Annotated in this window: 28 protein-coding genes and 1 riboswitch; of the genes, 8 read left to right on the top strand and 20 right to left on the bottom strand. The window is 41.5% G+C overall.

Going from position 1 to position 23,146, the window contains the following annotated elements:
- Positions 1-250: 250 nt before the first annotated feature.
- Complete coding sequence (locus QFZ72_RS21050) at positions 251-418, bottom strand: hypothetical protein (RefSeq protein WP_307437355.1); 168 nt, start codon at positions 416-418, stop codon at positions 251-253.
- A gap of 102 nt (positions 419-520) precedes the next feature.
- Here QFZ72_RS21050 and QFZ72_RS21055 point away from each other — a divergent pair, with 102 nt between their 5' ends.
- Both QFZ72_RS21055 and QFZ72_RS21060 read left to right on the top strand, forming a co-directional pair.
- Positions 521-1,591, top strand: coding sequence for a DUF3900 domain-containing protein (locus QFZ72_RS21055; RefSeq protein ID WP_307437358.1), 1,071 nt, complete (start codon positions 521-523; stop codon positions 1,589-1,591).
- 221 nt (positions 1,592-1,812) lie between these two features.
- Complete coding sequence (locus tag QFZ72_RS21060; RefSeq protein WP_307437362.1) at positions 1,813-2,352, top strand: STAS domain-containing protein; 540 nt, start codon at positions 1,813-1,815, stop codon at positions 2,350-2,352.
- A 123-nt stretch (positions 2,353-2,475) separates the two neighbouring features.
- Here the strand turns inward: QFZ72_RS21060 and QFZ72_RS21065 are convergent, their stop codons facing one another.
- Genes QFZ72_RS21065 through QFZ72_RS21075 form a run of 3 tightly spaced genes read right to left on the bottom strand, consistent with a single transcriptional unit; the run spans position 2,476 to position 4,706 of the window.
- Positions 2,476-3,198, bottom strand: a complete 723-nt coding sequence (locus QFZ72_RS21065) for an amino acid ABC transporter ATP-binding protein (RefSeq protein WP_307437365.1) — start codon at positions 3,196-3,198, stop codon at positions 2,476-2,478.
- Complete coding sequence (locus QFZ72_RS21070) at positions 3,195-3,851, bottom strand: amino acid ABC transporter permease (protein ID WP_223441003.1); 657 nt, start codon at positions 3,849-3,851, stop codon at positions 3,195-3,197. Before QFZ72_RS21070 ends, QFZ72_RS21065 begins: the two co-directional genes overlap by 4 nt.
- A gap of 42 nt (positions 3,852-3,893) precedes the next feature.
- Positions 3,894-4,706 carry a basic amino acid ABC transporter substrate-binding protein gene (locus tag QFZ72_RS21075; protein WP_307437374.1) on the bottom strand — a complete coding sequence of 271 codons (813 nt, stop codon included), beginning with the start codon at positions 4,704-4,706 and terminating at the stop codon, positions 3,894-3,896.
- A 431-nt stretch (positions 4,707-5,137) separates the two neighbouring features.
- Here QFZ72_RS21075 and QFZ72_RS21080 point away from each other — a divergent pair, with 431 nt between their 5' ends.
- Positions 5,138-6,187 (top strand): lactonase family protein, encoded by a 1,050-nt coding sequence (locus QFZ72_RS21080; RefSeq protein WP_307437378.1) that lies wholly within the window; start codon positions 5,138-5,140, stop codon positions 6,185-6,187.
- Positions 6,188-6,293: 106 nt separating this feature from the next.
- On the top strand, positions 6,294-6,524 hold the full coding sequence (locus QFZ72_RS21085; protein WP_307437380.1) for a hypothetical protein: 231 nt from the start codon (positions 6,294-6,296) through the stop codon (positions 6,522-6,524).
- Positions 6,525-6,550: 26 nt separating this feature from the next.
- Here QFZ72_RS21085 and QFZ72_RS21090 read toward each other — a convergent pair whose 3' ends face one another.
- Complete coding sequence (locus QFZ72_RS21090) at positions 6,551-7,174, bottom strand: peptidylprolyl isomerase (protein ID WP_307437384.1); 624 nt, start codon at positions 7,172-7,174, stop codon at positions 6,551-6,553.
- Entirely contained in the window at positions 7,171-8,175 is a 1,005-nt protein-coding gene (locus tag QFZ72_RS21095) for an LLM class flavin-dependent oxidoreductase (RefSeq protein WP_307439910.1), read from the bottom strand. Before QFZ72_RS21095 ends, QFZ72_RS21090 begins: the two co-directional genes overlap by 4 nt.
- Before the next feature lie 244 nt (positions 8,176-8,419).
- Between QFZ72_RS21095 and QFZ72_RS21100 the strand changes: the two genes are divergently transcribed.
- The gene (locus tag QFZ72_RS21100) at positions 8,420-8,821 is read left to right on the top strand and encodes a hypothetical protein (protein WP_307437388.1); all 402 of its coding nucleotides are present in this window, start codon (positions 8,420-8,422) and stop codon (positions 8,819-8,821) included.
- A gap of 38 nt (positions 8,822-8,859) precedes the next feature.
- Here QFZ72_RS21100 and QFZ72_RS21105 read toward each other — a convergent pair whose 3' ends face one another.
- The 4 genes from QFZ72_RS21105 to QFZ72_RS21120 all read right to left on the bottom strand — a co-directional run bounded on the left by QFZ72_RS21105 (position 8,860) and on the right by QFZ72_RS21120 (position 12,367).
- Positions 8,860-9,429, bottom strand: coding sequence for an MEDS domain-containing protein (locus tag QFZ72_RS21105; protein WP_307437391.1), 570 nt, complete (start codon positions 9,427-9,429; stop codon positions 8,860-8,862).
- A 105-nt stretch (positions 9,430-9,534) separates the two neighbouring features.
- Positions 9,535-10,374 (bottom strand): STAS domain-containing protein, encoded by an 840-nt coding sequence (locus QFZ72_RS21110; RefSeq protein WP_307437393.1) that lies wholly within the window; start codon positions 10,372-10,374, stop codon positions 9,535-9,537.
- A gap of 98 nt (positions 10,375-10,472) precedes the next feature.
- The gene (locus QFZ72_RS21115) at positions 10,473-11,429 is read right to left on the bottom strand and encodes an ABC transporter permease (RefSeq protein WP_307437395.1); all 957 of its coding nucleotides are present in this window, start codon (positions 11,427-11,429) and stop codon (positions 10,473-10,475) included.
- Complete coding sequence (locus tag QFZ72_RS21120; RefSeq protein WP_307437396.1) at positions 11,426-12,367, bottom strand: ABC transporter ATP-binding protein; 942 nt, start codon at positions 12,365-12,367, stop codon at positions 11,426-11,428. Before QFZ72_RS21120 ends, QFZ72_RS21115 begins: the two co-directional genes overlap by 4 nt.
- A 224-nt stretch (positions 12,368-12,591) precedes the next feature.
- Between QFZ72_RS21120 and QFZ72_RS21125 the strand changes: the two genes are divergently transcribed.
- Positions 12,592-13,104 (top strand): RNA polymerase sigma factor, encoded by a 513-nt coding sequence (locus QFZ72_RS21125; RefSeq protein ID WP_307439912.1) that lies wholly within the window; start codon positions 12,592-12,594, stop codon positions 13,102-13,104.
- Positions 13,105-14,016, top strand: a complete 912-nt coding sequence (locus tag QFZ72_RS21130; RefSeq protein ID WP_307437400.1) for a hypothetical protein — start codon at positions 13,105-13,107, stop codon at positions 14,014-14,016. It begins immediately after the preceding gene.
- A gap of 181 nt (positions 14,017-14,197) precedes the next feature.
- On the opposite strand, the gene fbpA is transcribed toward QFZ72_RS21130, so the two are convergent.
- On the bottom strand, positions 14,198-14,350 hold the full coding sequence (fbpA, locus tag QFZ72_RS21135) for a Fur-regulated basic protein FbpA (RefSeq protein ID WP_307439915.1): 153 nt from the start codon (positions 14,348-14,350) through the stop codon (positions 14,198-14,200).
- A gap of 101 nt (positions 14,351-14,451) precedes the next feature.
- Positions 14,452-14,556: riboswitch (SAM riboswitch) on the bottom strand.
- Positions 14,557-14,704: 148 nt separating this feature from the next.
- The gene (locus tag QFZ72_RS21140; RefSeq protein WP_307437403.1) at positions 14,705-14,992 is read right to left on the bottom strand and encodes a DUF2325 domain-containing protein; all 288 of its coding nucleotides are present in this window, start codon (positions 14,990-14,992) and stop codon (positions 14,705-14,707) included.
- Positions 14,993-15,333: 341 nt separating this feature from the next.
- On the opposite strand from QFZ72_RS21140, the gene QFZ72_RS21145 reads away from it, so the two are divergent.
- Positions 15,334-16,347 (top strand): aliphatic sulfonate ABC transporter substrate-binding protein, encoded by a 1,014-nt coding sequence (locus tag QFZ72_RS21145; RefSeq protein WP_307437405.1) that lies wholly within the window; start codon positions 15,334-15,336, stop codon positions 16,345-16,347.
- A gap of 45 nt (positions 16,348-16,392) precedes the next feature.
- On the opposite strand, the gene QFZ72_RS21150 is transcribed toward QFZ72_RS21145, so the two are convergent.
- The 8 genes from QFZ72_RS21150 to ssuE form a co-directional block, all read right to left on the bottom strand.
- Entirely contained in the window at positions 16,393-16,794 is a 402-nt protein-coding gene (locus tag QFZ72_RS21150) for a hypothetical protein (protein ID WP_307437406.1), read from the bottom strand.
- Between the two features lie 69 nt (positions 16,795-16,863).
- The gene (locus tag QFZ72_RS21155) at positions 16,864-17,883 is read right to left on the bottom strand and encodes an aliphatic sulfonate ABC transporter substrate-binding protein (protein WP_307437409.1); all 1,020 of its coding nucleotides are present in this window, start codon (positions 17,881-17,883) and stop codon (positions 16,864-16,866) included.
- Positions 17,884-17,909: 26 nt separating this feature from the next.
- Positions 17,910-19,253: an LLM class flavin-dependent oxidoreductase gene (locus QFZ72_RS21160; protein WP_307437411.1), complete on the bottom strand. Its 1,344-nt coding sequence runs from the start codon at positions 19,251-19,253 to the stop codon at positions 17,910-17,912.
- 18 nt (positions 19,254-19,271) lie between these two features.
- The gene (locus QFZ72_RS21165; RefSeq protein ID WP_307437414.1) at positions 19,272-20,117 is read right to left on the bottom strand and encodes an ABC transporter permease; all 846 of its coding nucleotides are present in this window, start codon (positions 20,115-20,117) and stop codon (positions 19,272-19,274) included.
- A 16-nt stretch (positions 20,118-20,133) separates the two neighbouring features.
- The gene (locus QFZ72_RS21170) at positions 20,134-20,904 is read right to left on the bottom strand and encodes an ABC transporter ATP-binding protein (protein WP_307437417.1); all 771 of its coding nucleotides are present in this window, start codon (positions 20,902-20,904) and stop codon (positions 20,134-20,136) included.
- A gap of 15 nt (positions 20,905-20,919) precedes the next feature.
- Positions 20,920-22,086 (bottom strand): LLM class flavin-dependent oxidoreductase, encoded by a 1,167-nt coding sequence (locus tag QFZ72_RS21175; protein ID WP_307437420.1) that lies wholly within the window; start codon positions 22,084-22,086, stop codon positions 20,920-20,922.
- Positions 22,087-22,192: 106 nt separating this feature from the next.
- Positions 22,193-22,351 (bottom strand): YezD family protein, encoded by a 159-nt coding sequence (locus QFZ72_RS21180; RefSeq protein ID WP_307437423.1) that lies wholly within the window; start codon positions 22,349-22,351, stop codon positions 22,193-22,195.
- Positions 22,352-22,374: 23 nt separating this feature from the next.
- The gene (gene ssuE, locus QFZ72_RS21185; protein WP_307437426.1) at positions 22,375-22,929 is read right to left on the bottom strand and encodes an NADPH-dependent FMN reductase; all 555 of its coding nucleotides are present in this window, start codon (positions 22,927-22,929) and stop codon (positions 22,375-22,377) included.
- Positions 22,930-23,146 lie beyond the last annotated feature (217 nt).

Here is a 23,146-nt window from a genome sequence, read left to right on the forward strand (position 1 = left end):
CCTTTTTTGTTGTAAATATAAAAAAGCCAGCTGCACACTAAAGGCAGCTGGCTTTTGTCAACGTTAAAAAACTCTTCCATAGACAATTCAGCAGATTTGAAAAAATCCTATTCAAACTGGTTATAAACTAGATCACGGAACACAAGAGGGCTAACTCTTTGGGCGTGAAATACGTTTAGTTAAGAGGATTATACACATAACCGAATGAAAACGCAATCTTTTAATTGAAAATTCTATCTATTCGCGAATCTTATATTTTTACAAGCGTTCTGCCCCGTACTTTCCCCTTACTATTTTTTTCCTTCAATTCATGGACGATTTCCTTATCGAGGTTTGCCGGTTTCATATCAGACGCAAGTCTTTCCCAGACAGCCAGTCTCTTTTCCATTGGCCAGTAAATAGAATCAATTCCAAGCAAATTAATACCTATTAGAATAAATGGAGAAACATATTGTAATAGATTGACTGCTATAGTCCAATCTTTTACACTTGAGGAACTGAAAAAGAAGCAGGTGAATCTATGGAATTCAAAATTAACTATCTCTCTTTTTACCTTATCCAAGTGGATGGCAAAGAGGAGAATGCCAATAAACAATACAAGCATTTTCAAACATTAACGACAGAAGAATACGAAAGGAACGCACTGAAAGACTTTTTGGACGGCGAACTGAAGAAAATCGTCAAGCGCAAAGTCGAGAAGCATCCGCGCAGCGAACAGGTTCCGACGAAGCTTGGCCACTTTGTCGTTGAGCCAGGCTATGAGCTGGATTCTAATCCGAACTACAACCTTTTCCACAAAGCACTTACTGCTGATACAAAGGAATCATTTAAAGAAGCGAGCGAACGATTTGTCGGGGCTTATTTAGATGCAAGCGCAGTTCGCGGCGGGGCATTTCTAGTTCTTTCTGCCACTCCAGAAAAGTACTTTGAAGATACTTTTTTGTTCATCTTAAAATGTGATTTTGAACCAAAAGTTGCTTCAATCTCGGATGAATCCACGCTCATCCGCAACGTGCAAATGGCGATCACAACAAAAAACATGAAATCAATTCAGTACCCGCATATGCCTGAAGAAGGAATGACAGAACCGGGCGAGCTGAAAATTCATCAGGCCTCACACGCCCGCTACTTTGAAGACTTCTTAAAATTCGTCGAATACGGAGAATCTATGCCCGAAATCATGAAAACCCAAGTCATGAGCATGGTTCAGGAGCATGTTCTCGAAACCTACGAGGAAAACAGCCAGGAGCGCCAGCAGTTCGAACATGACATGGAAATCTGGGAAGCCAGCGAAAAAAGGGAGATTCAAGAGCGATTAGACACGCATCAAGTCATAGAAGCTGCTGCACAGATTGTTGAGCACACGCCGGAAGCTGAATTGAAAATGAAGCTTGGTGAAACTTCTATTAAAGGCTTGCTTGCCGACTTTGGGGAGAATATTCATTTAGGCAAGATTAATGGAAGGTATGTGCTGCTTGTCGAGGCGGATACGATTCAATTTGAGAAAGGGGTCTCGCCGATTGAGTTTCACCGGCCGGATGAGCTTGGGGAAATCATTGAGAGGATTGCTAATAAAACGGAATCTAATTAAAAATATCTCTTTTCATATTTTGTTTTTTGGGGTACTCATAGAACTAGTTTGATGACCCCATTTTCTTATTCTCACCTCTTTGGGTAATAAAAGGGCAGCAAAGCAGGCAGCTGGAAGAATCCGGTTTTCCGTTAAAAGAACGCATTGCATTCCGTGAAGAACTGATAGGATATTTAGGACAGGCTTTATGCGGAGAAAAAGAGTCTGTAAAAAATGAGAATATGAAAAATTGGAGCATTAAAATTTCTAAGCGGGCGATTCATTTTGATGTTCCGTTAAGCCAATGTCTGCGTGCAATTGCTGCGTACCGTACTGCATTATGGGACACCCTCACTGAAGAGCTCCATAAAAACAATTTTTCAGCCATTACGATGCTTGATGTCTCAAAAATAATCGATCCCCTCCTTGATAAGGCGTGCAGTGTAATCGGCAATGTTTATGAAGATCACAGCAATGAATTAATGGAGATCGCTTATTCGGCGCTTGAAGAATTATCTGTACCTGTTGTGCCGATTACAGATGGCATCGCCGTTATCCCGCTTGTTGGCACAATCGATACTCGCCGTGCTTCCTTAATTATGGGAGTTGCGCTCCATGAAGGAGCCCGTCTGAATTTAGAGCATGTGATTCTGGATGTATCCGGAGTTCCGATTATCGATACAATGGTTGCTGATCAAATTTTAATCGTTGATGCTTTGAAGCTTAGCGGCATTGAGACCGTACTGACAGGCATTCGTCCAGAAATTGCCCAGACATTATGAGCCTTGGACTTGATTTTAATTCAGTTGCGACTAATTTTAATATGAAACACGCTTTGCATGATTTCGGTTTTCGAAAACGTTAAAAGCTGCAGCCAACTAAAATGGCTGCAGCTTTTTTTGCTTCTATAAAATCTTACTGAGAAAACTCTTTGTTCGTTCATGCTTCGTATTTTCAAATAATTCCATAGGGGTATTCTCTTCGATAATCATGCCCTCATCCATAAAGATGACACGATCTCCTACTTCACGGGCAAAGCCCATTTCATGCGTGACAATCATCATTGTCATTCCTTCTTTAGCCAGCTGCTTCATGACTTCGAGCACTTCTCCAACCATTTCCGGATCCAGTGCGGAGGTTGGCTCGTCAAATAACATGATTTTCGGTTCCATCGCGAGTGCCCGTGCAATCGCCACACGCTGCTTTTGTCCGCCTGATAAGGAATCCGGATAAACATTTACTTTTTCAGAAAGCCCCACTTTTTGCAGCAGATCTCTTGCTTTAGCTTCTGCTTTTTCCTTGCTCCATTTTCGTACAATGATGGGTGAGACCGTCAGATTTTCAAGGACTGTCTTGTGCGGAAACAAATTAAAATGCTGAAAGACCATTCCCACATCTTTTCTTATAGCATTGATGTCTGTCGATCTGGCGGTCAAATCCGCTCCTTCGATGTACACATGCCCTTCTGAAATAGTTTCCAATAAATTCAAACACCTCAGAAACGTTGATTTTCCTGAGCCTGAAGGTCCAATAACGACGACAACTTCCTGAGGCTTTACTTCCATTGATATCCCTTTGAGTACTTCATTTTTACCAAAAGATTTTTTCAGTGCTTTTACCGAGATCATTCTGTGTCTAACCTTCTTTCAACATAATTTAGCAAATAGGTTAGGCTTAATGTAAGCACTAAATAAACGAAAGCGACTGTTAAGTAAGGTTCCCAAATCCGGTAATATTGACCGGTAGCGGCCTTGCCCCAATACATTAATTCCGGCACTGAAATTAACGAAATCAGCGAAGAATCTTTAAGCAGCACGATAAATTCATTTCCAAGCGGAGGAATCATCCGTTTCACTGCCTGCGGCAAAATTACTTCCTTCATTGCTTGCATATGATTCATTCCAAGTGATCGTGCAGCTTCCATCTGTCCCCTGTCGATTGACTTAATGCCGGCTCTGAAAATTTCCGCTATGTAAGCAGCAGCATTTAAGGCTAAGGAGACAACTCCTGATATGATGGGATTCACGGTAGTCATAAACAACGGCATAACGCCGAAATGGATTATGAATATCTGAACCAGCAGCGGTGTTCCTCTGAAAAAATTGATATACCAGACAAAAGGCAGCTTTGCCAGCGGGTTTTTCATCATTTTACCTATTCCGATAAATAGACCTAAGATTGCGCCAAGCAGTACGCCCATAATCGTGATGGCGATTGTCCATAGTGTTCCTTCTATAAAAAGCGGCAGATAATCTGCTATAATATCAAAACGGAAATCCATAGCTGTCTCCTTTGTGTTTAAATCGAATGAAAAGCCCGGTATTTATTCTGCTTTTAATAGAGTATCTACACTCGGCTCTTTTCCAAACCACTTTTCATAGATTTCTGCGTACTTCCCGCTTTCAATGACCGCTTTAATTGCTTCATCAAATTCCGCTTTTAACTTGCTGTCTTTCGGAAACATTAAGCCGTAAAATTCAGATTCAAAGCTTTCTTTATCTTCTATCGCTTTGACTTTGCTGTTTGGATTGTTCTTTGCATATTCACTTGCCACTACATTATCTGTCACAACCACTTCAACATCATTATTTTCAAGTGCCATAAATGCAACAGCGGTAGTGTCATATTTTGATATATTGTTATTTGCGCCGACTACTTTTTCTGCTGCAAGCTGTCCGGTTGTACCGTTTTGCACGCCGATTTTCTTCCCTTTAAGATCTTCAGCGCTTTTAATGTCTGTACCTTCTTTAAAAACAATCATATGTGTGGATTCGAAATAAGGAATTGAAAAATCATAGGTTTGTTTGCGGTCATCATTAATTGTAATACCTGAGATCGCCAAATCGATTTGTTTCCCTTGTACGGATGCAAATAATGGATCCCACCCGATGTTTTCAAGTGTATGCTTATAGCCTGCCTCTTCCATAACTGCATCCAGAAAATCGACATCAAAGCCAACAATCTTCCCTTTATCCATGTATTCAAACGGCGCGAATGCCGCATCGGTTCCAACTTTAAGGACTTTCTTCTCATCTGACTCTGCACCATTGCTTGCTTTCTCACTGCTGCCGCATCCAGATAGCATGAGAATAATGGTAAATAACAGGACACCTATAAGCTTATTGCTGTTTTTCATAGAATTTTTCCCCTTTTCTAATGGTTTTCATTTTTTGCTCAAGTGACTTAGCCTTTCACCTCCTTTTTTCCTAAAAAATAACAAAATGTTACCTTTTATTACATGAGTGTATTTTTTATTATCATATTGGTTGTCCAACCTTTTTTCAATAAAAATTTTTTTAATAGTTTGAAAATACACACAAAAAGAGAATACTTCCTGCATTCTCTCCTAACTTGTTAATATTCTATTTATAGTTTTTTAAAAAATTGAAAGTTTAATTACCTGCAAAGCGTACCGAAATTATGGGAATAGCTTCAAGATATTTTAAAGAAAAAGGGTTTCTGTTCTCAAGGCGGGAGGGTATGGATGAATATCTGACCTTTCAAATGAGAGTTCACGCCCTTCATGTGCTAAAATAAAGGCAAACCTACTAAATAGGAGGAAAAAAGATGAAGTATACTGGCTATATTGGTACCTACACAAAAGGCGACAGCAAAGGAATTTACACGTTCACACTAGATACAGCTGCTAAAAAACTGGGTGAAGTCAGCGTTGCTGCAGCCCTTGAAAACCCTACATACTTAAACCTCAGCAAGGACAACCGCTTTGTTTATGCCGTTGCTAAAGAAGGCGAGGCAGGCGGCGTAGTTGCTTACTCAAGAAATACGGAAACAGGCGAATTAAAGGAATTGAACCGACAGCTTCTGCGTGGCGCTTCTCCTTGTCATGTCAGTGTGAATGACGAGAATCAATTTGTTGTTTCCGCCAATTATCATAACGGCACGATTGAATCGTATGAAATGAACACTGACAGCGAAACTCTTTATCCCTCTCTCTCTATTAAAAAGCATGTAGGAGACGGACCCAATAAAGACAGACAGGATGGACCACATGCCCATTATGCGGGCTTTACTCCTGACCAGAAATATGTGGCGGCCATCGATTTAGGAACAGATAAACTGTATACCTACGAATTAAACAAAGGTGAATTAAACGAAATACACAGCCTTCATTTACATGCAGGAAGCGGCCCAAGACATATGACGTTCCATCCGAACGGAAAAATTGCTTATTTAATGACGGAGCTGAGCAATGAAGTTGTCGTTCTTGCTTACAATCAAGAAGATGGCAGCTTTACAGAATTACAGTACATCTCAACAATTCCCGATGATTTCACTGAAAATAATCAGGGGAGCGCGATCCATATTTCTTCTGACGGAAGATTTGTTTATGCAGCCAACCGCGGCCATGACAGCATTGCCGTATTCAGCACAAACAGTGACAGCGGCAAGCTGACATTTGTTGAACGCACATCTACAGAAGGTCACTGGCCACGTGACTTCGCTCTTGATCCGACAGAAAAATTTCTGATTGCCTCAAACCAGGAAAGCAGCAACCTTGTTTTATTTGAAAGAAATCAGGAAACAGGTACGCTGACTTTGCTTCAATCTGATGTAACGGTTCCGGATCCGGTTTGTGTGAAATTTTTGAATCAATAAAGTTTAAAACCACCCTTATTGCATTTGGCATGAAGGGTGGTTTTTCTATTTCATACCAGAGCAGGATACTTTACTCGCATAAGCGAATAAAATAAAGAAGGTTAATATGAACAGAGATATCCAAATGGAAATCATCTTTCTCACTGTCATCCTTGGCATCATCGCTTTTTCTCTCTATAAAATCATCAGGAAAAACCGCAGGATTCCAAGCAATGAATATACACCGGCAAACGATATCGACAATGGTCTTATCCGCAATTATTCGAAGGAAATACCAATAAGTGAGACAAAACACGAAGCTCCGTATGAAGAAAAGGAACATAAAAAGGCAAAATAAAAGCAGCGGATTCCCGCTGCTTTCCTCTACTCCACCTTCTCAGGCTTCCCGTACTCCTCGCCAAATGTATCGACGGTTACGGTTTTCATTTTTTGATCTTGAACTGGCTTTTCTCCATTTGTTTCTGCGCTTACAATTTCATCTACTGCATCCATGCCTTCTGTTACTTTTCCAAAAGCGGCATATTCGCCGTCTAAGCTTGGGTAGTCAGCGACCATGATGAAAAATTGTGAGCCTGCACTGTCAGGAGCCTGCGAACGTGCCATTGAGATGACTCCGCGTTCATGCTTGAGCGGATTTTCAAATCCGTTTGAACTAAATTCCCCTTTAATAGCGTAGTCTGGACCCCCTGTTCCGGTTCCTTCTGGATCACCGCCCTGGATCATGAATTCAGGTATCACACGGTGGAAAATCAGTCCGTCATAAAATTTATCGTTGATAAGCGAAACGAAGTTAGCCACAGTGTTGGGTGCAATTTCCGGATACAGCTCAACTTTGATTTGCTTACCGTTTTCCATTGTAATTGTGACAATTGGATTTTTTTCAACCTTCTTTGCCGGTTTATCAGAACTTTGATCATCAGTTTCATTCCCGCAAGCTGCCATTAGTAGTAAAAGCAGCGTCATTAATACAAAACCTAATTTCTTCATTTCATCATCTCTCCCATTTCCTGTGCGATTAATTCGTAAGATTTGAGGCGGTCATCGTAGCTGTGGGTAATCGTAACAATCATTACCTCGTCCGCATTGTACTTTCTTTCGATGTCCAAAAGCTGCTTCCGAACTTCAGACGGATTTCCGATCACCATCTTTTTTTCCGCTGCCACAATCATTTCCCGTTCTTCGGGTCTGTATTTGTAAGCTTTTGCCTCATCTACTGATGGAATGCCGGTTGTTATCCCTTGGAACTGCTGAATTCGCCAAAGATGAGCACTCAATGCCATTTCTTTTGCTTTTTCTGTTGTTTCTGCACAAACGGCATTTACGGTCAGAATGGATTTGGGCTGCTTTAGTTCATATTTCGGCTGAAAGTGAGTACGGTATTCCTTCAGCATTTCCTCCCCGTCCTTATCACTCATAAACTGGCCGAATGCGTATGCTATTCCTGTCTGAGCAGCAAGCTTGCCGCTCTTTTCACTTGTGCCGAGAAGCCAAACTTCAGGAGGCTCTGCTGGAATGGGCGAAGCCTTAATTTTAGAGAACATATTCTCATCTGGAAAATCGTTATGTAAAAAGCGAAGCAGCTCTTTCAATTTTTGCGGCATTGTCCTTACGTTTTCAAGGAAATTATCGGACAGCGCCATCGTTGCTTCAGCTGACCCGCCCGGGGCCCGTCCAATTCCCAGATCGATTCTTCCCGGAAAAAGAGAGGCAAGCAAATGAAACGTTTCCGCCACTTTGTATGGTTTGTAATGCGGCAGTAAGATCGCACCAGCCCCGATCCGGATTGTGCTTGTCCCTGCACCAATATAGCTCAGCATCACTTCCGGCGCAGGACATGCCAGCCCGGACATATCATGATGCTCGGCTATCCAATATCGGGTATAACCTGTTTTTTCGGCGAGCTGTGCAAGCTTCAATGATTCCTGCAGCGCATTCTGCGGGGTTGCACCGCTTGCAATCGGCGCCTGATCTAGAATACTCAGCTTCAAACCTTCCACTTCTTTCTGGATTTTGATGCTTCTATTATACACGCTTGACTGCTTATAATTGAAGTTTTCTTGCTTCTGCTTTCCTGCTTTTACATTAAGAAAAGAAGGTCTGCGCTTTTCATTTACAAGCTTTGGCAGCCGCTTTATTATCATTTTACCATGAATGCTTGCATTATTTTCCACTAACCCTAAAAAGAATGGTTCACGCCTGATTTGCAAAAGCTAATGGGCAGAGGTGATAAGCATGACACAGGTTACACTTTTATTCTTATTCTTTTTATGGCTGCCATTATTGATTGTCCTCTTTTATCTTCATGTAAGTTCTGACCCTGCTGTCTTTCTGAATCAAGCTCAAAAATGTGAAAACAGGATGCAGCGCAGGCTTTATGATACGCTCCGCAACAATGGCTACTATGTAAGGGTTAAAGAAAAATGCGGACCGTATACGCTGGATTTAGTTCTCCCATATTATCGGATTGCCCTGCGCTGCGTCGGAGAAACCGACAAAATTGAGGATTTAAAAAAAAGGAAGTACCTCGATCAACAAGGGTGGCGTGTGATACCCGTCAAAGAAAAAGAGCTGAACGGAAAAATAACAACGATTTTAGCTAAAATTGAAACTGCTGCAGTTGAATACAAAAAATAAGAGCGAAGATTTTCTCTTCGCTCTTACATAAAACGATTTTATTTTTTTTGTTCAATAGTCTGCTTCTTGATTTCTTCATCTGTCATCAGAAATCCGTGAGACCTCAATAATGATTCCTTAAGCGAGTCAGGCACTCTGTCTGCATCATAGGCACACACTGAGATTAGTTCCAGTGAAGACACTGCTTTATTCGCCTGATTTTCAAATTCTCCGATGACATCCGTTATTTCTGCTATATTTCCCCATTCTACATGTGCCCAAGTCCGGATCGAAATATTTTTTGTAATATACGGAGCTAAAATAGAAGAAAAATAATCCAGTATTGTTTCAGAATGGAAATCACCATTCAAACAGTAGAAATCAAAATTATTTATATAATGGATCATAGTAAGCTGTTCTTCTGTCAAAAGACGTTGAATTTTCTTGTATACAGAAGGAAAAATTCTTTCATTTTCAATGATAAGAACACAGTCCCCTTGTTCAATGCCTGCAAGAATAAAGGAAACCGTATTTTCAATATACCGTTGTTCATCATGAAAATAATAAAAGATATGACCGCCAGATGATAGCTGTAATTCTCTTGTAAACTGCATAATTTTTTGATTCAACGTTCATTACCCCTTTTAATGGGCTTTTATCAATATAAATACGCCCTAACGCTCTTCGTTGATGGTTACATTTTATGTCCTTAAATCTGTGTACCTCTACATATATTATTTATCAGTCTTAGAAGCAAGAGCTTGAGATAACGTTGATTTAATTGAAATATTGTCAAACGACAGACCAAGCTGCATGGAAGTAAGCGCAATTTCAGGGCGAATGCCTGATAAGGTTGTCTTAATCCCAATAAGATTCAACGCATCAATCAATTGAAAAATTTGATGCGCTACCATTGTATCAATCATAACCACTCCTGATAGATCAATAAACAAATGAGAAACCCTTTTTTCGGAACATTGCTTTAATGTATTTTCAAGGACCATTTTAGCCCGTGCTGTGTCAATATCTCCAACGAGCGGAAGCAAGGCTGTATCATCTTGAAGTTTGATAACAGGCGAACTGAGCTCATAAATCATTTCCTGCTGAGCTTTTAATTGACGGTCAGCCGTTTTTTGTGTTTCTTCAACGTAATGAAAAATGACTCTGTCATGTGCTCTGACGATTAAATCCTTCCAGGCATTAAACTGCTCTTGTGAGTATTCCTCCGGATACAGACCCGCAAATGTACATACTTCATCTAAATACTGACTTCGCGTTCTCATAAATTCTTTAATAATAAACTGGATCGGTGTATTTAAATGCTCACCGTCCTTAGCGATTTTCTCAATCCATTCTTCAAAAAGCTCCATAAAATTAATGTCTTCCTCGGCAAATACCTGAATAAATCTCTTATGAAATTCCTGGTTTTGCGCCTTCAGCTCTTTAATGACTTCAGGATCATTCGATGTGTACACTCCGCCTGTTTTAGATTTATCGAGGGACTCATACCATTCTTCTGTTAAATGATGCGCACGCTGCTGCAAATAATTATAGAATTTCTGGTTTCTGTGCACGATGTTTTTCCTCCTGATTTCTCCACTCTTGTCTGTCCTCTATTTTACTCCATAAACCAAAAAAGAACCAAACGAATTGATTCTTTTCTGGTGGCAAATTATATGCTAATATCTCTTTTCTGGAAATAAACAAACGTCACCGTCATGAATACCGCATAATAGATGGCCAAAATCAGCAAGGAGATTGGCAGCGTAATTGTTTCAAGGATTTTATCCTGATAAGCATATACGGTCAAATCCATGTGAGGAAAAATTAAAAATTTCGCCCATGTGTATTTTTCAGCTACGAAAAGAATGACGCCTCCGATTGTCGATGAGAAAAAGAGAACAAAGATCCCGATGCCGACGGCAAGCGCCTGACTTTTAAATAAAGTCGACAGCATAAATGCAATCGCAGTCACGATGAATAAACTTGGCAGGAAATAAAGCAGCTTCAGCACAGCTTGATCGCCTACAGCGACGATATTTTCAGGATTCATTTGACCTTCCATCGAAATCTCAAACATTCTTTCACTGAAGTCACCTGCGCCAAACATGATTAGACCTGCTAAATAACCGGCAGTCAGCAGCACGAGCAAAAGAAGAAGCGAATAAAGCGTCGCTGCGATGTATTTTGAAAGCAAAACCTTCCATCTTCTATGCGGCCTGATCAGCAGCTGTTTGATGGTGCCGTCTGAAAATTCAGAAGCAACGTTGGCACTGCACACAATAACCGCAAACAATGTAACGACAGAAGTGATCATAAAGACAATATTATTTAGAAAATGCCACGTGCTCTTGGCGTTGGGATTTATATCTTCCTGCAAATACAACTGCTTTTCGCTGATTTGCATTTGCTGCCATTCCTGTTCTTCTTCAGGCTGCTCTTTCATTTCCTGCTGCAGCTGAGTGATTTCTGCCTGAACATCCTGACGCCAGTCTTCGCTTGGTTTTTCTGTAAACTTATAATCAATAAAAGCAGCGCCTGATACGATAATTACTATTAATATAAGATAAATCCAGCTGGACACTTTCGAAAAGATTTTCATCCATTCATTTTGTATTAGTCCAATCATTGCATTTGCTCCTTTTTCTCTTTGTTCGTCAGCTCTAAAAAGCGGTCTTCAAGTGTTGCTTTATGGCTCACGATTCCGTATACGCCGACTCCGTTTTGAACGAGCAGCTGATTGATGACCATCGTCTTTTCCTTATCCAAATGAAGCTTAAGCTGATCGCCATTTGCTTCAATCACACCTTCATATAAGCCTTTTTCTTTAATGAGAATGGCCGCCTCAGAGCTGTCGCTTACTTCAAAAACAACTTCACGCGTCATTTCTTTGCTTTCTTCCATTGAATCATGCATGGATGAGATGTGAATCAATTTTCCTTTTTCAATAATCGCAAACCGGTCGCACATCAGCTGCATCTCAGAAAGCAGATGAGAAGAGACAAGTACAGAGATCCCATCGTCTGCAAGTTTCCGCAAATAATCTCTGAACTCTCTGATTCCCTGCGGATCAAGGCCATTAGTGGGCTCGTCAAAAATTAAAACAGAGGGATTATGTAATAAAGACTGTGCAACACCGAGACGCTGGCGCATGCCAAGCGAATATGTTTTTACCTTTTGATGCATCGCATGCTGAAGTCCCACAAGTTCAATAACTTCGTTTCTGCGTTTTTCCGAAATATCTTTTACAGCCATTCGTTCATAATGACGGATGTTTTTTAATCCGCTCATATATTTGTAAAACTCCGGGTTCTCAACGATTGCGCCAATCTCACTCATCGCTTCCTTGAAGGAATCATCGAGATTATGGCCATTGATGATGACATCCCCGCCAGTGCGGTTAATCAGACTGACAATCATTCGGATGATCGTTGTTTTTCCGGCTCCATTAGGGCCAAGCAGGCCAAAGATCTCTCCTTTTTTCACTTGAAAGCTGACATCATCCACTATTGTTTTTTTGCCAATCTTCTTTGTAAGAGACTGCACTTCTAGTGCATACTGCGTCATGATTTAAACCTCATTTCTTTCTGTAAGAATTATGTATTCAATTGTAATACGAACGAGTCGGGAAAAAGTTTCCATTATCATAAAATAATTTCATTTGGACACGCTTTCCTTTGTTATAATGACAGAGGTTTGGATTTTTTATGATTTATTTTACATATTTTTGAAACTAATAGCGTTACGCGACGTCAATTCAGTAAGGAAAAAGGGTGGGGAGATTGGAAACAGTGAATGTTGAAAAGCTGATTGAAGCGCACCGTCCCAGAATGGAGAGGACCATCAGGAAGTTAATCAAGAATTCCTCTCTAGTCGATGACATCCTTCAAGATGCTTCAATTAAAATCTTTCGGTACTTTTCAGACAAAGAGAAAGAATATCCTGAAAATATCGAAGCTTGGATTACGATTCTGTCAAAAAACACAACCTATGACCATTTACGAAAAATGAAACGAAATCAGGACACTGTACAGCATGTGAGTGAAGAATACAAGCACCACATCAGCATCAGCACCGAAACACCTGAACGGGCATTTCTGTCGAAAGAAATGATCGGCGAGGTTAAAGAAGTTTTTCAGACACTTGATCAGGAAACAAAGAATATTCTCATCTTAAGAAATCAAGGCCGTTCATACGAAGAAATAGCCGCAAGCCTTAAAATTTCCCTTGCAAAAGTAAAGACAAGAGTATTTAGGGGCCGCAAAAAATTAATGGACGCTCTTAAAAGTAAGGGGGTGCTATAAATGAACTGCGAAAAATGCCAGGAAAAAATTCTTATCTTTGATCAGCTGTCAGAGACGGATCAGGATGCCCTGCTTGAGCATATTGGAGAATGCGAAGAATGCTCAGAAGCCTTTGAACAATTTCTGCAGCTTGAAGAAGCTTTAGACATCATTCTTGAAGATAAAGTGGTCATGCTTCCTCAAAAGAAAAAACCTAATCCATATAAATACTTAAAACGCGCAGCACTCATTTGTGCATCCCTCTTCATCCTGTGTCTTGCAGCCTGGAACACCCCTCCTGTCAAAGCAGCGATAGAAATGGTGCTCAATGAATTAATCGGAGACAAGTTTTTAGAAATGGACAAACCACTGCAGCATAAGGATGAGGATAAAAAGAAGAAGAAGGAAACAGAGCTGATTATTTATATTGTTTTTGACGATAAGAGTAAGCAGTATATTTCAGGAAGAAAAGAAAGACGGGAATATGAAAATGGGAATGTGACAGTCGTAAATGGAAAGTTCCAAAAAAGTTACGATAAAGAAGAGAACACATTTACTATTACTGAACTGCTTTTAACACCTTCTCAAGTTACACAAGACATTCTAAAGGAATTAGGTCCTGATCAGATAAAGAGTTTAGGGGAAACGACGATTACTGGACGAAAGGCAGACCGTTATCAAATTACCTATAGTGCTGATTGGGTCGTTGAATTCTGGTTTGATAAAGAAACAGGATATGTGGTGAAAGAAATGCTTGTGGCTGACGGGAAAGCAATCGATGATCAGCCAAAAGTCATCCAGTTTGAAGTAAAGGAATTAAATAAAAATCATGGATTATTTGATCTTGAACCACCTGAAGGTGCAGAAATCATTGAAGAGTTCAATAGTCCGATTGAGGAAACAGATGAAGGATTGAGCAATAAAGATTCATAATAGATCGCTTCAAAAAGGCTGACTCAAAAGGACGTTTTAAAACGGCACTTCCTGAGTCAGCTTTTTTCTTAGAATGATTTAAGTGGTTTTTGGTGTTTATTATAGTTATTTCTATCACGGCGGATATATGCTGCCAGTCTGCCCGGGTGGCCAAATGTTAGCTTTTGGGACACTTTTTTTATTAATTTTGCACTTTTAAAAGCCGTTTGAATTCCTCCTCAAGCTCCGTTAAAGTCAGTTCAAATAAATGCAAATCATTCTTCTTATAAATGCCGTTGCTAAGCAGTTTGCCGATGAGATGTTTTTTTCTTTTTTCGATAGCCTGACGAATCATGTTTCCCAATTCAGACACCCCTTTTTCTTAATATAGGGGGGAATAAATAATACCCCCTTCTGATTACAAAGAAGAGGGTTCATTGAAAATGAACGTGCCCCTTCTCATCTTTCAAGCACTTGAAGCTTGATGGATTTAGCACAGTCTTCGTAGAAGCTGCTGCTGAGACTTCGTCGGGCCATTCCCTCCGCCTCTCTTGATAAGAAGAATTTCTATTATGACTTAAGTGTCCCCACAAAAATAACCCATACCTCAATTGGTATGAGCTTTCGGTTGACCGATCAGCGATTTTTCTGATTAAATTTCAATGATAATTAATCCTATGTGTCAAGTTGGTTTTAATGCATGATTAGACTATGCTGTCATGATTTTTTTCAATTCACAGGAGATGGAGGTCCATGAGCGTTTCGAGAAAAAAACCGGAATCGACTTTTCCTGAGCCTTTCTTTTTACAATCGTGGAGAGATTGTGATTGATGTAATCAGTGAGAATGAGCACCACCTCCACTTTGCTTGGAATTTCTTTGATGGTCACTTTTGGTTTTCTTCCGTCCAGATGTGAAATCACCTTTACCCCTTGCTGCGCAAGTCTCGTCACGATGGGATCGATGCGATCCCCGCCTGCAATCAGCAAATACTTCATAACAGCATCCTCCTTTTGTATAGACGAAGAGGCTTTCATTCTGTTAGTAAATTTAACAGGAACGAAAGCCTCCAGCAGTCTGGTCGACGTTTTCATTTATTGTTATTATTTTACTCCGAATATTCCGATTTATCAATACGGATTTGAAAATAAATCATACTTGACAAATCGGAATAGTAAGTTTTAACATGGATATATATTCATACATAAGCCGATCTGTCAACCGAAGGCCCTGTCTAGCAGCATCTTTATGCTATTAGATAGGGCCTTTCCTGTTTCAGCGGAGAAAAGGAAGTGAAAATGGGCTACTAAATTTCAACATATCTTCTAGGGGGATGAATATGAAAAGAACGAATCGTTTGACTGGGTACTTGATTTTCTTCATACTGCTGGCCGTTCTTGGAGGGTGCGGGTCTAAAACAGCTGGTACAATCGAGAACAGCGAATCAAAGAAAGAGGATATAACGGTCAATATCGGCATTCAGCAAAGCATCTGGCCTATTTTGCTTGCAAAGCATAAAGGTTGGTTTGAGGAAGAATTCTATAAGGCAGGCGCAAAAGTGAAATGGGTCGAATTTCAAAGCGGTCCCTCCTATTTTGAAGCCATTGCATCAGGAAGGCTTGATTTTGGGAGGGTCGGCAATATTCCGGTCCTATCCGGCCAGGGTGCTGATATTCCGTTTAAAGAAATCGCATCAGCAAGCACCGGAGAAAAAGGGGATGCTATTCTTGTCCATAAAGATAGCCCTATTCAAAGACCAGAGGATTTAAAGGGGAAAAAAGTAGCGGTAGCCAAAGGAAGCAGCGCATTTGGATTGCTGTACCGCTTCCTTGAAAACGAAGGCATAGATCCATCTGAAATACAGATCATTCAGCTTCAGCCTGATGAAGCTCAGGCAGCTTTTGAAACGAATAAAATAGACGCCTGGGCGATTTGGGAGCCTTATCAATCCATCCAAGTTGTAAAAAATGAAGCAAGGATACTCTCGAACGGAAAAGCAATCGGCACCTTCAGCCCTGGCTTTCAAATCGTGCGTAATCAATTTGCTGATGAACATCCTGAACTTGTTGAGCTTTATCTGAAAGTTACGGAAAAAGCAACGAGATGGCAAAATGAAAACAAAGAAGAAGCAATTGAGATTTTTTCAGAACTTAAGAAAACGGATAAAGAAGTAATCCGAAAAGTTCTTGAAAACTCCGTGCCGGCAAACACACCTATTGATGAGAGCATCCTAAATGAACAGCAAAGCACTGCTGATCTTCTGTTCGAACTCGGAGGACTGAAAAAAGAACTGAACGTTTCAGAAGTAGTGGATAATTCATTCATTGAAAAAATATTAAAGGAATACGAGTAAGCCTATATGAAAAATTACACCCTCCTTCAACTGCAAGGAGGGTGTTTATCTGCTTTCTTCTATAATAGTTGTTTGATGAAAACAGCTAATCAGACGCATGATCTTTTCCGGAATTTCTTCATTCTCCTCTGCCGGTGAAAATACAGGCAGCAGCAGCTTTCCTTTGAAAATCTCTGCAGGTATTGCTTCAAGGATGGATTGCATCGCATAAAAAGATGGCAGGAACTGTTTTGGAACCGCGAGTATTACGACTCTTGAGGAGATTATTTCATCTAGTAAATGACGGAATTTCGGATGACCGTACTGGGGGTTAAAAAGAACATCCGGGTGAAAATCACAAAGAAAAATTGCTTTTGCCCTGCACCCTTTTTCAGCCAAATTGGTGCAGAACGATTTCATCTGCCGCTCACCTATCAAAGGGCCAATAATAAACAAAAGATCCTTCATTTGTTTACCTCCATTTATATAGAAAAAAGAGGATGCTGCAAAAGCATACTCTCATTTCCCGCATTCATCTTATTTCAAGGCTTCTTCAATAAAGCGATTCTCTATGACTTCAGAGGTATCAAGTTTTTTATGAATGCCTCCCGCTTCAAAAAGAAAATCAGCTTGATCCTGGTGCGCTTTTTTGAATTCATCTGTTGCAGGGGATAAGATAGGTGCAGAATTTTTCAGGACAGTTGAAATAATGTCTACGTCCACTCCCTCTGCACCGGCTATTTCCTGTGAAACTTCATCAAGATTTTCAGTAAAGTGCTTTCTGACCTCTTCATATGTTTTCAGAAAGAGTACAGACAGTTCCGGGTGCTCTTCCGTAAAATCTGTACGTGCAATCAGAAAGCCTGGGGCATTGATATTTAAGTCTTCCCCACTGACAAGGACCTTCGCTCCCGTTTGAAATACGGCCGTCGTCACGTATGGCTCCCATGTTGACCATGCATCAATTGAGCCATTATCGAGCGCGGGGCGCGCTTCATCCGGCTGAAGCTGAACCAGTTTGATGTCTTCATCTTTTAAGCCTGCCCGCTCAAGCGCCAGATATAAGAAATTGTAGGCACTGCTTCCTTTTGCTACTGCAATTTTCTTCCCTTTTAAATCCTTTAGTTCCTTAACAAGACTTCCTTTTGGAACAACGATTGAGTTTCCTTTTTTGCCGTCTGTTGTTACTGCGATGGCTTTAAAATCAACACCTCCTGATTGGCCTGCTATCAGCGGTGTCCCTCCAGTTGCCCCAAAATCAAGTCTCCCTGAAGCAAGAGCTTCAAAATGTGGCGGTCCGCTTGCAAATTCATGCCACTCTACTGCTGCTCCAGCTTTTTCAAAAGCCTTTTCAAAGGACTTTTTTTCCCGTGCATATGGCAAAATTCCTGTACTTCCCTGAACACCAATGTGAACCACCGTTTTTTTGCCGGAAGAAGCGGCTTTTTCTTCTTCAGCAGAGCTGGTTTCTGAGCCGCACCCTGTAAGAAAAAGCTGGATGATCATTAGTAAACTTAAAAAAATTCCCCATTTTCCAAGGCTGGCTGCAGATTTCATGAATACATGCTCCTCTCTTTGAACAACTAATAGTTTCGTATTTTTTGTTGATTTTCAGGAAACGAAAGACCCAGATTCCCCCGCAATGTATGGCTTTCATATTCCGTCCTGAAAAGGCCTCTTCGCTGAAGCTCCGGCACAACAAGCTGAATAAAGTCATCAAAACCTTCACTCATCAGCTGCGGCATGATGTTAAAGCCATCTGCTGCACCATTTTCAAACCACAATTCCAGTTCATCTGCGATCTGCTCAGCTGTTCCTGCTATCGTGAAGTGACCGCGCCCTCCTGCAAGACGAAGCAGCAGCTCTCTGATTGTCAGCTTCTCTTTTTCTGCTAAGCTCACAATTAGCTGTGTCCTGCTTTTATGGCCCTGAATATTACTGATTTCAGGCAGCCGAGGAAGAGGTCCGTCAAGCGGATAGCCTGTCAAATCAATCCCAATTCGGTTTGAAAGCTGGATCAGGCTGTACTCCGGATTCGATAATTCATGCAGCTTTGCCTCCTTTTCTTGCGCTTCCGCTTCTGTTCTGCCGATAATCGGGCAAATTCCGGGAAGGATGATGATTTCATTCTGGGACCGACCATATTCTAGTGCCTTTGCTTTTAAGGTTTGATAAAATCCTTTAGCCTCTGTCAGCGACTGCTGGGCAGTAAAAACGGCTTCCGCGTATTGTGCGGCAAAATCAATTCCGGTCTTTGAGGAACCAGCCTGTACGATGACGGGCTGACCCTGAGGAGAACGGGAACTGTTCAAAGGGCCATTCACCGAGAAATAATAGCCTCTGTGATGAATTTCATGCACTTTTTCGTGATCAGCATAAACGCCTGAAGCTTTATCTTTTACAAGTGCTCCTTCTTCCCAGCTGCCCCACAGCTTGATGGCCACATCCATAAACTCTTGTGCCCGCCTGTACCTTTCTGCATGAGGTGGAATGCTGTCAAAATTGAAATTGACCGCCTCCTCATCAGTTCCTGAAGTAATCACATTCCACCCGGCTCTTCCTTTGCTGATGTGATCAAGAGAAGAAAACCTTCTTGCCACGTTAAAAGGTTCATTGAAAGAGGTGGATACGGTGGCAATCAGGCCGATTTTTTCTGTCACTGCCGCGAGAGCCGATAAGAGAGTAAGAGGTTCCAGTCCCCCGCCTCCAAGCTCCCCAAATCTAACCGCTTGTTTAGAAACAGAATACCTGTCTGCCAGAAAAATAGAATCAAGCTTTGCTGCCTCTGCCTTTTGGACAATCTCGCGATAATAGCCGATATCATGGATCCGCCCTATCTCAGAGGACGGATGCCTCCACGCTGCCTCATGATGACCCATGCTTGTCAGAAACAAATTCAAATGCATCCGCTTTTTTAGCTCTGCCATTACAATCCCCCTTAAGTATTAGCCTTTATAGCTGTCGCGCCATTTAAGCAGTCTTCTCTCAAAGAACCTGACAAAAGAATCCGAAGCCTTTCCAAAAACGGCAAAAATGATAATACCAACGAAAACGACCGTCGTTTGAGAAAATTGTCTGGCATCTGTAATCAGATAGCCGATTCCTTCACTCGAGCCCATCAGTTCCGCAGCTACCAAAGCGAGCCAGGCTGCACCGAGAGCAAGACGCAAGCCAAGCAGAATATTAGGAAGAGCTGATGGCAGCACCAAATTTTTAATTTGTTTCCACCTGCTGAATTCTAGTACCTTGGCCACTTCAAACATTTTTGTATCTACACTCCGGATCCCAAGAAAGGTATTTACATAGAGCGGAAAAAAAGCACCTTTGGCAATTAAAAGCAGCTTGGAAACTTCCCCGAACCCGAACCACAAGATAAACAGAGGAATCACAGCAAGTGTTGGAATGGTTCTCAGCATCTGCATGGTCGGATCCAATGTCTGTTCTGTTTTATTTGAAAAGCCCACTAGAAGACCGGCAAGAAGCCCGAGTGTACCTCCAATCAGAAATCCCCCCAAAGCTCGGAATAAGCTGACCTGAAAATGATAGAGCAGATTGCCTGTTGTCAGCAGATCAATAAATGACACAAAAATGTCCGTTGGCCTCGGCAGCAAGGTTTGAGAAATGACTCCCAGATAACCTGCAAGCTCCCATATGGCAAGAAGGGCAGCGGGGAATAATAATCCCCTCATAAAAGCACCGGTTTGAGCCTTTTTCTTCTTTTGTTTTGTTAAGCTGCTTTTATTCCCCTGTTTGGAAGCTGGTGCAAAAATCCATAAAGCTTTTTGACTCATCTCATTTTCACCTCCTCTAGATACCTGCACTGTCCAGCAGCTCAAGCTCTTCCGTTTTTTCAAACTCATTTAAAATAAGCTGGCGGTATTCCTGAAACGGGCGGCTTGTTTTTTTTCTTGGATGCGGCAAATCAATCGTAACCGTTTTTCGGATCGAACCAGGTCTTGCGTTCATAATGACGACCCTGTCCCCGAGATAGATAGCTTCATCGATATCATGTGTCACAAAGAGCATTGTTGTCCGGTTCTTTTGCCATATATCAAGAAGCACTTCCTGCATATGGGATCTTGTAAAAGCGTCAAGCGCTCCAAACGGCTCATCGAGCAGAAGCACTTTTGGATTTCTAAGCAGGGCCCTTGCAATCGCTGCACGCTGGGCCATTCCGCCTGACAGCTCCTTAGGATAGGCTTTTTCAAACCCATCCAGCTTTACAAGCTGAATCAGTTCCTTTACTTTTTTCCACGTCTCCCTTTCATGCAGAGAGTAATTGGCTGCTATGTTTTTCTCCACCGTGTACCACGGAAAAAGTCTCGGTTCCTGAAAGATAAACCCTTTGTCAATACTCGGTCCTTTTACTTCTTCACCCTCGATCTGAACACTGCCCGACAGATCCGTATCAAGTCCGGCAATTATTTTCAGCAGGGTGCTTTTGCCGCATCCGCTTGGACCGATAATCGTAATGAACTCACCGTCTTTAACTGAGAGCGTTATATCTTTCAGCGCATGAGTATATCCTTTTTCACTTTCAAACCGTTTGTTTAAATCATTCATTTCAAGTAAAGCCATAGCCTTCTCCTTTCTTTACGCTTTTACTTTCAGCTTTTCTTTGACAAGCGGCAAAAGCAGCTCCCCCGTTATCTCTGCTTCCTCCAGATTAGGATATCCGGATAAAATAAAGGAGGAAATACCGAGATCTGCATATTCCAGTATTCGGTCAGACACTTGGTCCGGAGTGCCAACAAGCAGCAGTGAGCCCCCGCCCCTGACTGCAGAAAGACCGGTCCATAAATTAGGCCCTGCAAAATAATCCTGATCAGCCGACTGTACTCTCAGCTGATTCTGTCTCTTCTGGTTCGTTGCATCTGTTCTCGTGAAGCGCTGATTGGATTGATCAATTGCCCGCTGGTCCACTTTGCTGATAATTTCCCATGCAGCGCGGTACGCCTCCTCCTCCGTTTCCCTCACCAGAACCTGAGCTCTAAGACCATACCGAAGCCGGCGGTTCAAGCCTTTTTCTTCATTCACCTTTTTTACCAGACTTTCTACCTCGTCCATTTGCTCCTTGATCCAATCAAGGGGTTCGGCCCACATGAGGTATACATCAGCTGTTTCAGCAGCAGTCCGTTTTCCTGCAGGCGAGCTTCCGCCAAAATAAATAGGAGGATAAGGTTTCTGAAATGGTGCAGGCTGACTTGCGCCATTTTCAATCTCATAATAGTCTCCTTTGAAATATAGACCCTTCTCACTGCTTTTAGCATGCGCTGCTAAAAATTCATTACCTTCTGCAGCTATTTGGGTTTTCCAGAGTCCTTTTATGACCTGCAAAAATTCAAGCGTTCTGTCGTAGCGTTTGTCATGATGATGGGCCAAGGGGTCTCCTGTTGCTTTTAAGTCGTCTGGAGATCCGCCAGTTACAATGTTTATTAAAGCCCTCCCATTGGATAAAACGTCCAGAGTAGCCGCCATCCTTGCTGCAGGCACCGGCTCAATCAATCCCGGACGCATAGCTACTAATGGTTTTAGAATGCTGGTATGGGAGGCAATCATGGATCCTACAATCCAAGCATCAAGGCATGAACCTCCCGTTGGAATCAAAGCAAACGTAAAACCTGCCGTTTCTGCTTTTTGTGCAACCTCGATCATGTACTCAGCCGTTGATTCTTTCTCAGGCTTCACTCCAATGTATTTCCCGTCGCCAGTTGTAGGAATAAACCATCCAAATTCAATCTCTTTTCCTGTATCACTCAAACTCATTCATCCCTTTCCATCTTTTTTTTCATTAAAAAAAGACACGTTCTACAAGTAGAATTCGTGTCTTCTCCGGATGACCGGTCGAATGACTGTCAGGCAATTTTCAGCTTTTAACAGGTTTAGTCTTTGAGAATCTGCTCTTTTCCGTGCTGTCAAGCTGCGTAATTTCACCATCGTGAATGATAATGAGTACAGAGCCGTAATTGATTTTTTTCAGTGCGGTTAAAATTTGCTGAACTTTTGACTCGTTAATATTTGCCATCCGCTTTTCCTCCCTGTTCCTTTTTACTTCAATTCAGCAGAGCTTTTTAAGTTTGAAGCAATTTCTATAAACTGTTTAAATTGAACCGTTACTTTTGACTGAACCTCTTCATCTTTAATTGGGGTTCTGAGGTCAGACTTATCCACAAACTTATCTAAGACATAGACGCCTTTTAATATGGTCTGGGCACTTAAAGCGGCCAGCAGAGGTTTCAAAGAATAATCAATCGCAAGCAAATGTGCCCCGCTTCCTCCAACCATCAAAGGAAACACAGGTTTATCCTTTAATATATCCTGGGGAAGAAGATCCAGCAGGGTTTTTAAAGCCCCAGAATAAGCAGCCTTATAAACAGGAGATACGATAATGACACCGCTTGCCCCCTTTAGTTCCTGTATAAACTGCAGAATGGACGGATGATCGTAAATGCCGCGGATCAGCACCTCAGGCTCAAAATCAAGAACTGAGATTTCTTTTATTTGAATTTCCTTCTGCTCAGCTTCCCTCTTCAAGTAGTTTGTCAGAATGGAAGATCTGGATTCTGACGACGGACTCCCCGATATGGCAACGATATAACTCATGTTTTACCACCCTTTCTTTGATAAGCATAAAGGCTCCAATTCTCGCTTAGAAGCAAGATCTGGAGCCTTCGGTTTTCCGATTAGCAAATCAACTATTTTTTTAATTGTCTGTATTTTATAATACATTAATCCGATAAGTCAACTAGGTTTTTATTTTTTTATAAATTTATCCAATAAAAAAAACATGTTATCCTTCAAAGTGAAGGATAACACGCTT

The sequence above is a fragment of the Bacillus sp. V2I10 genome (genome assembly GCF_030817055.1).
Lineage (GTDB): Bacteria > Bacillota > Bacilli > Bacillales > Bacillaceae > Bacillus_P.